The sequence below is a fragment of the Bradyrhizobium sp. BTAi1 genome, from assembly GCF_000015165.1.
Taxonomy (GTDB): Bacteria; Pseudomonadota; Alphaproteobacteria; order Rhizobiales; family Xanthobacteraceae; genus Bradyrhizobium; species Bradyrhizobium denitrificans.
The window spans coordinates 4,111,262-4,123,848 of sequence record NC_009485.1 but is presented as its reverse complement, the minus strand read 5'-3'; the positions used below and the strand labels follow the sequence as shown (position 1 = coordinate 4,123,848).

Here is a 12,587-nt window from a genome sequence, read left to right as displayed (position 1 = left end):
GTCATGGCTGCGGCCTCGCGCCACGTCCCTGCTCACCACCCGCCTGAGGCGGCGGCGGCGCGCCGGCCGAGCCCGCCTGCCCGCTCTGGCCATCGCCTTGCGGCCTGCGCCTGTGCTCGCCGTCTTTGGCTGTGCCGTCGGGCGCAGCGCCGCCTTCCTTGGTTTGATCCTTGGTTTGATCCTTGGCTTGCGGGCTGCGGCCACGCTTGCGCGGCGCAAGATCGGCCTGCGGCGTCTGCTCGGCGCGCCCGATCACGACCTTCACGCCATCGGCGAGATTGGCGAATCCGGTCGTCACCACCCGGTCGGATGGGCTGAGCCCGCTCGCGATCACCGCCTCGCTCTCGTTCTGCTGCACGACCGTGACCGGATGCGCCGAAGCGACCTCGCCTTCGCCGATCACGTAGCTGAACGTGCCGGCTGGCCCGCGCTGCACGGCCGATGTCGGCACGGTGATCGCCTGCGGCAGCGTCTCGACCTTGAGCCGCACATTGACGAACTGGCCTGGCCACAGCTGGAATCTGGCGTTTGGAAATTCTGCCTTCAGCTTCAGCGTGCCGGTGGTCTGATCGACCTGGTTGTCGATGCCCCGCAGGGTGCCGGTATCAATCACGGTGACGCCGTCATTGCCGAACACGTCGACCGCGAGCTGTCCCTTCGCCGCCGCGGCATTGACCCGCATGATCTGCTGCTGCGGCAGGCTGAACTGCACGGCGATCGGCTGCAGCTGGGTGATGACGACGAGGCCGGTGGCGTCCGACGCGCGGATGATGTTGCCCTGGTCGACCTGGCGCAGACCGGCCCGGCCCGAGATCGGCGCCACGATCTTGGTGTAGCTGAGCGTTGCCGCGGCATTGTCGATCGCCGCCTGGTCGGCCTTGATCAGCGCCTGCTGCTGCGCGACGACGGCGCGCTGCGTATCGGCCTGCTGCTTGGAGCCGGCGCTGCTGGCGGCGAGTTGCTCGTAACGGGCGAGATCGAGCTTCTGGTTGGCAAGCTGCGCCTCGTCCTGCGCCTTCTTGGCGACGGCCTGATCGTACTGGGCCTGATAGATGGCCGGATCGATCTCGGCGAGCACATCGCCCTGCTTGACGTCCTGCCCCTCGACGAAGTTGACGGCGATCAGCTTGCCGTCGACCTGCGATCGCACCGTCACCGTGTTCAGGGCGCGGACCGCGCCGACGCCGTCGAGATAGACCGGCACGTCCTTGATGACAGGCGAGGCCGCGAGCACCGGCACCGGAAGGTCGGGCCGGGCGAATCGGTTGACCTGCTGCTGCTTCTGCTGCATGGCCATCCAGCCGATATAGCCAAGGCCGCCGAGGATCAGCAGCGTGATCGTGATCGACACCAGCCGCCGGGCCACGCTGGCCCGCGCCCGTTTCACGGCTCCTGCTCCCTTCTCGTCCGGTTTAAAGAGCATCGGCCGACTTCTCCATGCGCGGCTCCCAGCCGCCGCCCAGCGCCTGATACAGGCTGACGAACGCCTGCAGCCGCGCCAGCTGGGCCTGCCATAACGCGTCCTCCGCCTGGAACAGCGTCAATTGCGTGTTCAAGACGGTCACGATGTCGGCAGTGCCTGCGCGCAGCTGCTGCTCCGACAATTCGAAGGCCCGCCGCGACGCGGCGACGACCTGACGCTGCAATTGCAATCGGATTGTCGTCTGCTTGATCGCGAACAACGCGTTGTTCACGTCGGTGAAGGCCTGGATGACGGTCTTGCGATAGGTTTGCAGCAGTTCATCCTGGCGCGCTTTTGCGTTCTCGAAATTGCCGAGAATCCGGCCGCCATCAAAGATCGGCTGGGTCAGGCTGCCCGCGAGGCTGAAAAATGCCGCGTGCGGCTGGAACAGCGAGACCAGTGCCGCGCTCTGGTAACCGCCATTGCCGGTCAGCTGGATGCTCGGAAAGAACTGCGCCCGCGCACTGCCGACATTGGCGGTCGCGGAGGCCAGCTGCGCTTCCTGACGGCGAATGTCCGGCCGCTGCGTCAGCAGTTCGGACGGGAGCCCCGGCGTCACCCGCGGCGTCTTGATCTGGTCGAGCGAGCCGCCACTGACGCGAATGCCCTCGGGCGATCTCGCCACCAGGACGGCGAGCGCATTGACGTTCTGGTCCAGCGTCTGGCGCAGCGGCGGGACCGCCGCCTTCTGGTTGGCAAGCACGCTCTCCTGCTGGGCAACGTCGAGGTCGTTGCCGGTGCCGGCCTTCTGGCGCTCGCGGATGGCGTCGAGCACGCGGGTGGCGCTGGCGATGTTGCGCTCGGCGGTGCGGATCCGATCCTGCGCCGCCAGCACCTGGAAATAGGCATTGGCGACGGTGGCCAGTGTCGTCAGCTGGGTGACGTCGCGGTCGAAGCGGTTGGCGACCGCCGTCTCCTCCGCGGCCTGCAGGGCGTCGCGGTTCTGGCCGAAGAAGTCGAGCTGATAGCTCGCCGACAGCGAGGCCTGATAATTGACGACCTCGCGGCCGCCATTGGTGAGCCCGCTCGAGCTCGAGCCTGACGTGCGCGAATAGGTCTCCTGGCCGGTCGTGGACAGGCTCGGCAGCAGCGCCGCGCCGGCCTGCCGCGCCAGCGCATCAGCCTGCCGGAAGCGCGCGACGGCGGCGGCGATGTCGAGGTTGACGCTTTGCGCCTCCTCCATCAGCTGAGTCAGCTCACGGGAGCCGAAGCCCCGCCACCAGTCGAGCGTCGGCGGCGCAGCCATGTCCGCGCCGGCGGCCGACTTGTACCGGTTGGGAATGTCGAGGGCCGGATCCGGAATGTCCTGCGTCAGCAGGCAGCCAGCGGCGTTGACCGCCAGACCGATCGCCGCGAACCAGCGGACGAAATGCCGCAGGCCCGCGGACACGCGGCTCTCCCGCTTCCCGGCAACGGTCCGCGTCTCAGCGGGCGCGCGGCGAGGCTCGTCGACGGCGATCTGCACGATGGACACTGGCGTGATGCTTCCCTGTCGTCTTACGACTCATTCTAGCCGCCCCCCACGGCGCCGGACAGCCCCGCGGGCCCCCTGTCCCGTTCCGCTACGACGGCGATCTGGACGGCCGGATCGACGAATCTCCCGCAAATCAGCGGGTTTTCTGCACGACAGGGTGCGAGTTCAGGGCGCGCGCCTTACCAAGATTTCATCTCTCGGATGGCATTTTGGACAAGTGTGACGCGCGGAGCGCAGGGTGAAACCCATTGGCGGGAGCTCCGTAACTTGCATGTGAACTTCAGGGGGCTCTTCATGCGAGTTGCGGTGGTTGGAACAGGTATTGCGGGGAATGCCGCAGCCTGGTCCTTGGCGAAGCGTTATCCGATCACCGTCTACGAGCGAGATCTCCGTCCGGGCGGCCATAGTCACACCATAACGATCGACTATGATGGCAGCCTTGTCGCTGTCGACATCGGCTTCATTGTCTACAATGAGCTGAATTATCCGGAATTGACCGCCATGTTCGATCATCTCGGGGTCGAGACGGTCGCCAGCAGCATGAGCTTCGCGGTGACGGCGGATGCGGGCCGCTTCGAGTGGAAGGGCGGCGGTGATAATTGGCTCGATACCGCCAAAGGACTGTTCGCCCAGCCGCGCAACCTGCTGTCCACGTCCTATCTGTGGATGCTGCGGGACATCCTGACCTTCAACGAGCAAAGCGTCGCCGACTTCAAGGCCGGCCGCCTGCAGGGGCTGACGCTCGGCGACTATTTCCGGCGCAATCATTTCGCGCCACGGCTGCTGACCGATTATCTGGCCCCCATGGGGGCGGCGATCTGGTCTGCGCCGGCATCCGAGATGCTGGATTTTCCCGCCGAGAATTTTGTAGCCTTCTTCAGCAATCACCGATTGCTGCAGTATGATCGTCCGGTCTGGCGAACCGTCAAGGGCGGCAGCCGCCAATATGTCGAGAAGCTGACGGCCTCCTATCGCAACCAGATCCGGCTAGGCAGCGCCGTCACCAGCATCGAGCGCAGCGGACAGGGCGTGGTCGTGGCGGACAGCAGCGGCCATCGCGACACCTTCGATCATGTCGTGATCGCCGCCCATAGCGATCAGGCGCTTGCGATGCTGGCCGATGCCGACGAGCAGGAGCGCAGCATTCTCGGCGCAATCAAATACTCGCCCAACACGATCTATCTGCATCGCGACGCCAGGCTGATGCCGAAGCGGCGCCGCGCCTGGGCTTCTTGGAATTTCCTGCGCTGGCAGCGCGAGGGCGTGCCGATGAACGACGTCGCGGTGACCTATTGGATGAACAATCTGCAGGGCATCGACCACGACAAGCCGCTGTTCGTGAGCCTCAACCCGCCCTTCGCTCCGGCGCCGGAGCTTACGTTTGGCAAATACGTCTGCGAGCACCCGCAATACACGGCGGCCGCCTTTGCGGCGCAGAAGCGTCTGGCGGCGATCCAGGGGCAACGCCACACCTGGTTCTGCGGGGCCTGGACGGGTTATGGTTTCCACGAGGATGGGCTGCGTTCGGGCCTCGCTGTGGCCGAGGCGCTCGGCGCGACCGTGCCCTGGCGGGGACTTCCGGCGGAGCTCGCCGAGGCCGCGGAATAGAGGCGACATGCAAACCGATCAGTCCGGATCACGCGATCGGCCGGCGGCGGCCACGCTCTATGTCGGCGACGTCATGCATGCGCGGATGCGGCCGGTCCCGCATCGCTTCCAATATCGCGTGATGAGCCTGCTGATCGACCTCGGCCGGCTCGGCGAAGCCGACCGGCAGTCGCCGCTGTTCGGGGTCAACCGGCGCGCGCTCTACAGCTTTCACGAACGCGACCATGGCCTGCGTGACGGCTCGCCGCTGCTCGCTTATGTGCAGGCGCGGGCGGCGGAGCACGGCATCGATCTCGCGGGCGGCCGCGTCCTGCTGCTGTGCTATCCGCGGCTGCTGGGTTACGTCTTCAATCCGCTCTCGGTCTATTTCTGCTATCGGAGCGACGGCACCCTGGCGCTGATGATCTACGAGGTGCGCAACACCTTCGGCGAGATCAAGCCCTATGTGCTGCCGGTCGAGCCGGATCAATTGTCGACGGCCGGGCTGCGTCAGCAGCAGGACAAGACGTTCTACGTCTCGCCTTTCATCGACATGGCGATGCGCTATCATTTCCGGATCTCGCCCCCCGCCGAGAGCGTGAAGTTGCGAATTCTGGAAACCGACGGCAACGGCCCGTTGCTCGCGGCGACGTTCTTCGGCCAGCGGCGGGCTCTGACCACGAGCTCCCTGCTCGCGGCCTTGCTTTCGCTTCCGCTCGTGACCCTGAAGATCTTCGGCGCCATCCATTGGGAGGCGCTGCGGCTGTGGGCAAAGGGCGTCCGCCTCGTTCCGCGCGGCGAGATTGCGGCCGATGGAACCGATACCGGCTTGGCGGGAAACGACAGCCACGCTTATATATCTCGGCGCTGACTGGAAACCGTCGGCGCGCTCTGATCCCCTCCATCCAGGCGCGAACAGCTGCTGCGTCGGCCAGCCGCGCCTGAGGCGGGACCGCGGAGCCGTTTGCGTGAATGGACTTGCCATGCCGGACGTCATCCCTGTTACCCCCGACACCGTCGACAAGGTGCTTGCCGATCTTCCCCGCCTGCCCCGCCTGGCTCTGGGATTCGGCTCCCGACTGAGGAAAGGCACCCTCGACGTCACCCTGCCCGACGGTCGCATCATCCGGCTCGGCGGTGCGGAGCCGGGACCGGCGGCCGCGATGATCCTGGCCAATTACGGCTTCGCATCGCGCCTCATCAACGGCGGCGACATCGGAATTGCCGAGGCCTATCTGAACGGCGACTGGGATACGCCGGACCTGACGCAATTTCTGTATCTGTTCTGCGTGAACCAGCATTTGCTGCAATCGATGCTCGAGGACAAGCCGCTGATCCGGTTTGCCCAGCTGGTGCGGCACTGGTTCAATCGCAACACCAAGCGCCAGGCGCGCCGCAACATCTACGCCCATTACGACATCGGCAATGCGTTCTATTCGGCCTGGCTCGACCCGAGCATGACCTATTCGTCGGCGCTGTTCGAGGAGCATACGACCGACCTCACGGCGGCGCAGACCAACAAATACAAGCGGCTCGCCGAGGCGATCGATCTTAAGCCCGGCCAGACGCTGCTCGAGATCGGCTGCGGCTGGGGCGGCTTCGCCGAATATGCCGCCAAGACGTTCGGCACCAAGGTGGTCGGCCTGACCATCAGCCAGCAGCAGCGTGATTTCGCGCAGCGCCGCATCCACGAAGCGGGCCTCGCCGACAAGGTCGAGATCCGCCTGCAGGATTATCGCGACGAGCGCGACCGCTATGACCGGATCGCCTCGATCGAAATGATCGAGGCGGTCGGCGAGCAGTTCTGGCCGAAATACTTTTCGCAGTTGCGAGATCGGTTGCTGCCCGGCGGTCTCGTTGGCGTCCAGGCGATCACCATCCAGGACAATCTGTTTCACCATTATCGGCGCGAGGTCGACTTCATCCAGCGCTACGTGTTTCCCGGCGGCATGCTGCCGACGCCGCAGATCCTGAAGTCGCTGGGTGAGCGATTTGGAATTCCCGTCATTCGGGAGCGCATCTTCGGGCAAGATTATGCCAAGACGCTCGCGATCTGGCGAAGTAATTTCCGCGCGGCTTGGCCGGACCTCACACCGTCCGGCTTCGATGAGCGCTTCCGGCGATTGTGGGAATATTATCTCTCCTATTGCGAGGCCGGTTTCCTTTCCGGGAACATCGACGTCAGACAGGTCGTTTTCGCCAAGTCAGGGTAGCAGAATGCACGGCTTACGCCGCACTGGAGACTAGGCTAGGGTCATCCTAGATCTGGTTGAGGAAAGCTGCCCAAGGTATTTTCGACATGGCCATAAGAAACGACGTCGTCGCGGCGATCGGCAACACGCCCCTGATCAAGCTGAAGCGTGCCTCGGAAGCGACCGGCTGCACCATTCTTGGCAAGGCCGAGTTCATGAATCCGGGCCAGTCGGTGAAGGACCGCGCCGGCAAATGGATGATCCTGGAGGCCGAGAAGCGCGGCGATCTCAAGCCCGGCGGCCTCGTGGTCGAATCGACCGCCGGCAACACCGGCATCGGACTTGCCGTGGTCGCCAGCGCGCGCGGCTATCGCACCCTGATCGTGATCCCGGAGACGCAGAGCCAGGAAAAGAAGGACATGCTGCGGCTGTGCGGCGCCGATCTGATCGAGGTGCCGGCCCTGCCCTTCAACAATCCGAACAATTATGCCCATGTCGGCCGCCGGCTCGCCGACGAGCTGCGCAAGACCGAGCCGAACGGCGTGTTGTTCGCCGACCAGTGGAACAATCTCGACAACGCCAAGGCGCACTACGAATCGACCGGGCCCGAGATCTGGGAGCAGACCGGTGGCAAGGTCGACGGCTTCGTTTCCGCGGTGGGCACCGGCGGGACACTGGCCGGCACAAGCCGCTATCTGAAAGAGAAGAACAGCAGCATCGTCACCGCCTGTGCCGATCCGCATGGCTTCGCGATGTACAATTGGTTCAGGACCGGTGAAGTCAAATCCACGCCCGGCGATTCCATCACCGAGGGCATCGGCATCGCTCGCGTCACGCCGGTGATCGAGACCGCGAAGGTGGACACCGCCTTCCTGATTTCGGATGAGGACGCCGTCAACACCATCTACGACCTGCTGCAGCACGAAGGCCTGTGCCTCGGCGGCTCAAGCGGCGTCAACATCGCCGGCGCGGTGCAGCTTGCGAAGCAGCTCGGCCCGGGCCACACCATCGTGACCATCCTGTGCGACCCCGGCAATCGCTATCAGTCGAAGCTCTACAATCCGAGCTTCATGCGCGCGAAGAACCTGCCGGTGCCGGAATGGCTGGAGCGGCGCAGCGACATCAAGCCGCCATTCGTGTGAGGGCGAGTAGCGAGTAGCGAGTAGCGAGTAGCGAGTAGCGAGTAGCGTCGCTCGATCTTGAGGTTTCACAACCCCTATTCGCTGCTCCCCATTCGCCCTGCGTCAATGCCGCAGGATCTGGCTCAGGAACAGCTTGCTGCGGGCGTGCTGCGGGTTGGCGAAGAACTCCTGCGGCGTATTGGACTCGATGATCTGGCCGGCGTCCATGAACACGACGCGGTTGGCGACCTCGCGGGCAAAGCCCATCTCGTGCGTCACCACCAGCATGGTCATGCCTTCCTGGGCGAGGTCGACCATGGTGTCGAGCACCTCCTTGACCATCTCGGGATCGAGCGCCGAGGTCGGCTCGTCGAACAGCATGACTTTCGGGTTCATGGACAGCGCCCGCGCGATGGCGACGCGCTGCTGCTGACCACCTGACATCTGCCCGGGATATTTCTGCGCCTGGTGCGGGATCTTGACCCGTTCCAGGAACTTCATCGCGGTCGCCTCGGCTTCCTTCTGCGGAACATTGCGCACCCAGATCGGTGCCAAGGTGCAGTTCTCCAGCACGGTCAGATGCGGGAACAGGTTGAAGCTCTGGAACACCATCCCGACCTCGCGCCGGACCTCGTCGACCCGCTTGAGATTCGGTCCGAGATCGATGCCATCGACATTGATGTCGCCTTCCTGAAACTCCTCCAGCGCGTTGATGCAGCGGATCAGGGTGGATTTGCCGGAGCCCGAGGGCCCGCAGATCACGATGCGCTCGCCCTTTGCGACGGCGAGATTGATGTCACGCAGGACGTGGAATTCGCCGTACCATTTGTTGAGGCCGGAAATGCTGACGATCGAATTTGCGGTCATTTGTATCTTGCTCGATGATCTCAATGACGCCGGTGCGCGTTCAGGCGGCGCTCGACCAGCAGGGAGTAGCGTGACATGCCGAAGCAGAAGACGAAGTAGATCAGCCCGGTGAAGGCGAACCCCGTGAACGCGGTGGTCGGCGTCGCCCAGACCGGATCGGCGAACGATGCCTTGAGGCTGCCGAGCAGGTCGAACAGCGCCACGATCGACACCAGCGAGGTGTCCTTGAACAGCGAGATGAAGCTGTTGACGATGCCCGGAATGACGTGGCGCAGCGCCTGCGGCAGCACGATGAAGCTCGTCGTCTTCCACCAGGACAGGCCGAGCGCGCTCGCCGCCTCCGCCTGCCCCCGCGGAATCGCCTGCAGGCCGCCGCGGATCACCTCCGCCATGTAGGCCCCGGAAAACAGCGCCACGCCGACCAGCGCCCGCACCAGTCCATCGATGCGCATGTTGCCGGGCAGGAACAGCGGCAGCATGTAGGTGGCGAAGAACAGCACCGTAATCAGCGGCACGCCGCGCACGAGCTCGATGAAGGCGATCGAGAACAGCCGGATCAACGGGATCGTCGAACGGCGGCCGAGCGCCAGCGCGATGCCGATCGGCATCGAGGCGACGATGCCGATCACCGAGACGACCAGGGTGACTAGCATGCCGCCCCAGAGCCGGGTGTCGACGATCGGAAGTCCGCCGCGATCGAGGCCCATGATGGCGATGACGAGAGCGATGCCGGCGAAGGTCGCGGCGGTGGCGACCACGCTGCGCAGCGCCCTGCTGCCGCCGCCGATGACGAACACCAGCGCCGTGACCACGATGGCGGTCAAAGCGAGATCGGTCCAGACCGGCTGATGCGAGGCCTGCAGCTGATCGCGAACCCAGACCAGTGGCCAGATCAGCAGCGACGCCAGCATGCCGATCAGAACGACGAGCTTGCCGAGCAGCCACATCAGCATGCCGACGACCGGCAGGTTGGCACCGCCGCGAACCAGGGCGTTGCCGGCGGTGTCGACGCTCTCCGCGAACAGTTGCAGCGTGGCCGCGGTCCAGCTCACGCCGAAGCCCGACAATCCCCCGCCATAGAGCAGGAAGAATGCGACCACCGGAAGCGCGAAAAAGAACAGGCCGGCGTTGAGCCCCTTGGCCGGCAGGCGCGGGATCAACAGCGGTACCAGCAGCACCACGGCCAGCCCATAGGTCAGGTTGACCCGCCAGCGCTCGGCGTCGGGATAGAACCCGTACATGAACTGGCCGAATTTCGCGGTGACATAGGGCCAGCACGCGCCGACGGCATGGCCGACGTTCTGCTCAAGACACGCCTCGCGATCCTTGCCGACCCAGACGGCATCCACCAGCAGGAACTTGAGCGCCGGGATCACCGTGAACCAGATCAACAAGGCGCTCACCAAAGTGAGCAGAATGTTGGTCGGCGAATTCAACAGCCGGGTGCGGACGAAGCCCGTGAACCCCGTGGTCTTGACCGGTGCCGGACGTTCGCCGGCCATGTCCTGGCGAATGAAGGTGGAGGCTGTGATATCGGTCATGCGCCAAATCTCTTCATGCACCAAGTCTCTTGCCAAGTCGCCAGCTGTAGAAGCTCATCATCGCGCTGGTGATCAGCGAAATCGCCAGATAGACGCCCATCGTGATCGCGATGATCTCGATGGCCTGGCCGGTCTGGCTCATCGTCGTGCCGGCAAACACCGAGACGAGATCGGGGTAGCCGATCGCGACGGCGAGCGACGAGTTCTTCGTCAAGTTGAGATATTGGTTGGTCAATGGCGGCAGGATCACCCGCAGCGCCTGCGGCACCACGATCAGGCGCAGCACCGTGCCGCGGCTAAGGCCCAGCGACAGGCCCGCTTCCATCTGCCCCTTGTGCACCGAGAGGATGCCGCCGCGCACCACCTCGGCGATGAACGAGGCCGTGTACATCGTCAGCGCCACGGTCAGCGCAACGAGCTCGGGGATGATGCGCGAGCCACCGGCGAAGTTGAAGCCTTTCAGCACCGGAACCTCGAAGGCAACGGGCACTCCGAACATCAGCATCGCCATCAGCGGCAGGCCGACCAGCAAGCCGAGCACGTAAGGCCAGATGCGCATCGCATGGCCGCGCACGAACAACTCACGCCGCGCATAATAACGCAGACCGAGGGAGACGACGATCGCGGCCCCGAGCGCGATCAGGAACGGCGTCAGGCCGGGCTCCTCGATCGGGCGCGGAACAATGAAACCGCGATTGTTCAGAAAGAAGGTCGAAAACAGCGAGATGCTCTGACGCGGCCCCGGCAGCGCCGACAGCACCGCGAGATACCAGAACAGGATCTGGAACAGCAAAGGCAGGTTCCGGATCAGCTCGACATAGGCGCCAGAAACCCGCGACAGCAGCACATTCGGCGACAACCGGCCGAGCGCGACCAGGAAGCCGAGGATGGTCGACAGGACGATGCCGATCACGGAGACCAGCAACGTATTGAGGATGCCGACCAGCAGCACGCGGCTATAGCTGTCAGAGCCAGAGTAGCTGATCAAGGCCTGGTTCACGTCGAACCCGGCCGTGTTGTTGAGAAATCCGAAGCCCGACGTGATGCGTTGGGCCGCGAGATTGCTGCGGGCGTTGGCTACGATCTCGTAGCCAACCCACACCAGGACTGCGACGAACAGAATCTGCAGGATGACGCCGTTCCATCCTGCCTTTCCTCCGAGCATGCGCTTCAACCGAAGCCCATATTGCGCAGGCGGTAGCCTCGCTTCGATACTCATTCGCCGCAGCCCCGATATCGTACAGCGATCAGCGGATCGGCGGCGCGTATTGCAGACCGCCCTTGTTCCACAGCTGGTTCAGTCCGCGGGCGATCTGCAGCTTGGAGCCGGCACCGACATTGCGCTCGTACACCTCGCCATAATTGCCGACCGCCTTCACGATCCGGGAGAACCAGTCCTTGGTGAGGCCGAGCTGCTCACCGAGATTGCCATCGGTGCCAAAGGCGCGCTTGAACTCGGGCTTGTCCGACTTGGCCATCTCGTCGACGTTCGCCTGCGTGACGCCGAGTTCCTCGGCGGTGACCAGCGCAAACAAGGTCCATTTGACGATATCGAACCACTGATCGTCACCGTGACGGACCATCGGTCCGAGCGGCTCCTTCGAGATCACCTCCGGCAACACGACGTGGTCCGCCGGGTTGGCAAGCTTCAAACGCTCGGCATAGAGGCCCGAGACGTCCGTCGTGTACACGTCGCAGCGCCCGGACTCATAAGCCTTCACCGTCTCGTCGGCACCGGCGAACGCGATCACCTCGTACTTCATCTTGTTGGCCTTGAAGTAGTCGGCGAGGTTCTGTTCGGTGGTGGTGCCGGTCTGCACGCAGACAGAGGCACTGTTCAGCTCGAGCGCGGAATTGACCTTCAGCGCCTTCTTCACCATGAAGCCCTGGCCATCATAATAGGTGACGCCGGCGAAATTCGCTCCGAGCGAGGTGTCGCGCGACAAGGTCCAGGTCGTGTTGCGGGACAGCACGTCGATCTCGCCCGATTGCAGCGCGGTAAAGCGGTCCTTTGCGGACAGCGGCACGAACTTGATCTTGGTCGGATCGTTGAAGATCGCGGCAGCGACAGCGCGGCAGACGTCGACGTCGATCCCGGTCCAATTGCCCTTGTCGTCCGGCGACGAGAAGCCAGGGAGGCCCTGGCTGACGCCGCAGGCGAGCATGCCGCGATCCTTGACGGTCTTGAGCGTGTCGGCCTGAGCGCCGACGCTCGCCAGGATCGGGGCAAGAGCAAAAGTAAGAGCCAGAGTGACGCGTTTCATAAGCACAGCCTTTCGGGTCGTCCTTGGGGATCGATGAAATCTCCGCGCGCGGGTGGGCCGACCTGACTCCGCCAGTGCA

10 protein-coding genes are annotated in these 12,587 nt (G+C 64.3%); 4 read left to right on the top strand and 6 right to left on the bottom strand.

What is annotated here, in order from left to right; translation table 11 throughout:
• Position 1: 1 nt before the first annotated feature.
• Both BBTA_RS18395 and BBTA_RS18390 read right to left on the bottom strand, forming a co-directional pair.
• Positions 2 to 1,423: an efflux RND transporter periplasmic adaptor subunit gene (locus tag BBTA_RS18395; RefSeq protein WP_012044006.1), complete on the bottom strand. Its 1,422-nt coding sequence runs from the start codon at positions 1,421 to 1,423 to the stop codon at positions 2 to 4.
• Complete coding sequence (locus BBTA_RS18390) at positions 1,413 to 2,936, bottom strand: efflux transporter outer membrane subunit (protein ID WP_012044005.1); 1,524 nt, start codon at positions 2,934 to 2,936, stop codon at positions 1,413 to 1,415. Before BBTA_RS18390 ends, BBTA_RS18395 begins: the two co-directional genes overlap by 11 nt.
• A gap of 294 nt (positions 2,937 to 3,230) precedes the next feature.
• On the opposite strand from BBTA_RS18390, the gene BBTA_RS18385 reads away from it, so the two are divergent.
• The 4 genes from BBTA_RS18385 to BBTA_RS18370 all read left to right on the top strand — a co-directional run bounded on the left by BBTA_RS18385 (position 3,231) and on the right by BBTA_RS18370 (position 7,857).
• The gene (locus tag BBTA_RS18385; RefSeq protein ID WP_012044004.1) at positions 3,231 to 4,544 is read left to right on the top strand and encodes an NAD(P)/FAD-dependent oxidoreductase; all 1,314 of its coding nucleotides are present in this window, start codon (positions 3,231 to 3,233) and stop codon (positions 4,542 to 4,544) included.
• 7 nt (positions 4,545 to 4,551) lie between these two features.
• On the top strand, positions 4,552 to 5,394 hold the full coding sequence (locus BBTA_RS18380) for a DUF1365 domain-containing protein (RefSeq protein WP_012044003.1): 843 nt from the start codon (positions 4,552 to 4,554) through the stop codon (positions 5,392 to 5,394).
• A gap of 112 nt (positions 5,395 to 5,506) precedes the next feature.
• On the top strand, positions 5,507 to 6,736 hold the full coding sequence (locus BBTA_RS18375; RefSeq protein ID WP_012044002.1) for a cyclopropane-fatty-acyl-phospholipid synthase family protein: 1,230 nt from the start codon (positions 5,507 to 5,509) through the stop codon (positions 6,734 to 6,736).
• A gap of 86 nt (positions 6,737 to 6,822) precedes the next feature.
• Positions 6,823 to 7,857 (top strand): cysteine synthase A, encoded by a 1,035-nt coding sequence (locus BBTA_RS18370; protein ID WP_012044001.1) that lies wholly within the window; start codon positions 6,823 to 6,825, stop codon positions 7,855 to 7,857.
• Between the two features lie 102 nt (positions 7,858 to 7,959).
• On the opposite strand, the gene BBTA_RS18365 is transcribed toward BBTA_RS18370, so the two are convergent.
• The 4 genes from BBTA_RS18365 to BBTA_RS18350 are packed head-to-tail and all read right to left on the bottom strand — an operon-like array spanning position 7,960 to position 12,508.
• A complete protein-coding gene (locus BBTA_RS18365) occupies positions 7,960 to 8,703 on the bottom strand; it encodes an amino acid ABC transporter ATP-binding protein (RefSeq protein WP_012044000.1) in 744 nt (247 codons plus the stop codon).
• 20 nt (positions 8,704 to 8,723) lie between these two features.
• Entirely contained in the window at positions 8,724 to 10,244 is a 1,521-nt protein-coding gene (locus BBTA_RS18360; protein WP_012043999.1) for an amino acid ABC transporter permease, read from the bottom strand.
• 13 nt (positions 10,245 to 10,257) lie between these two features.
• Positions 10,258 to 11,463, bottom strand: coding sequence for an amino acid ABC transporter permease (locus BBTA_RS18355; RefSeq protein ID WP_041750745.1), 1,206 nt, complete (start codon positions 11,461 to 11,463; stop codon positions 10,258 to 10,260).
• A gap of 28 nt (positions 11,464 to 11,491) precedes the next feature.
• Positions 11,492 to 12,508 (bottom strand): amino acid ABC transporter substrate-binding protein, encoded by a 1,017-nt coding sequence (locus tag BBTA_RS18350; protein WP_012043997.1) that lies wholly within the window; start codon positions 12,506 to 12,508, stop codon positions 11,492 to 11,494.
• Between the last annotated feature and the right edge of the window lie 79 nt (positions 12,509 to 12,587).

What these genes read in the sequence shown, in the direction of transcription:
- BBTA_RS18350 (WP_012043997.1), bottom strand. Translation starts at nt 12,508, where the DNA reads ATGAAACGCGTCACTCTGGCTCTTACTTTTGCTCTTGCCCCGATCCTG.
- BBTA_RS18365 (WP_012044000.1), bottom strand. Translation starts at nt 8,703, where the DNA reads ATGACCGCAAATTCGATCGTCAGCATTTCCGGCCTCAACAAATGGTAC.
- BBTA_RS18370 (WP_012044001.1), top strand. Translation starts at nt 6,823, where the DNA reads ATGGCCATAAGAAACGACGTCGTCGCGGCGATCGGCAACACGCCCCTG.
- BBTA_RS18395 (WP_012044006.1), bottom strand. Translation starts at nt 1,423, where the DNA reads ATGCTCTTTAAACCGGACGAGAAGGGAGCAGGAGCCGTGAAACGGGCG.
- BBTA_RS18355 (WP_041750745.1), bottom strand. Translation starts at nt 11,463, where the DNA reads ATGAGTATCGAAGCGAGGCTACCGCCTGCGCAATATGGGCTTCGGTTG.
- BBTA_RS18360 (WP_012043999.1), bottom strand. Translation starts at nt 10,244, where the DNA reads ATGACCGATATCACAGCCTCCACCTTCATTCGCCAGGACATGGCCGGC.
- BBTA_RS18380 (WP_012044003.1), top strand. Translation starts at nt 4,552, where the DNA reads ATGCAAACCGATCAGTCCGGATCACGCGATCGGCCGGCGGCGGCCACG.
- BBTA_RS18375 (WP_012044002.1), top strand. Translation starts at nt 5,507, where the DNA reads ATGCCGGACGTCATCCCTGTTACCCCCGACACCGTCGACAAGGTGCTT.
- BBTA_RS18385 (WP_012044004.1), top strand. Translation starts at nt 3,231, where the DNA reads ATGCGAGTTGCGGTGGTTGGAACAGGTATTGCGGGGAATGCCGCAGCC.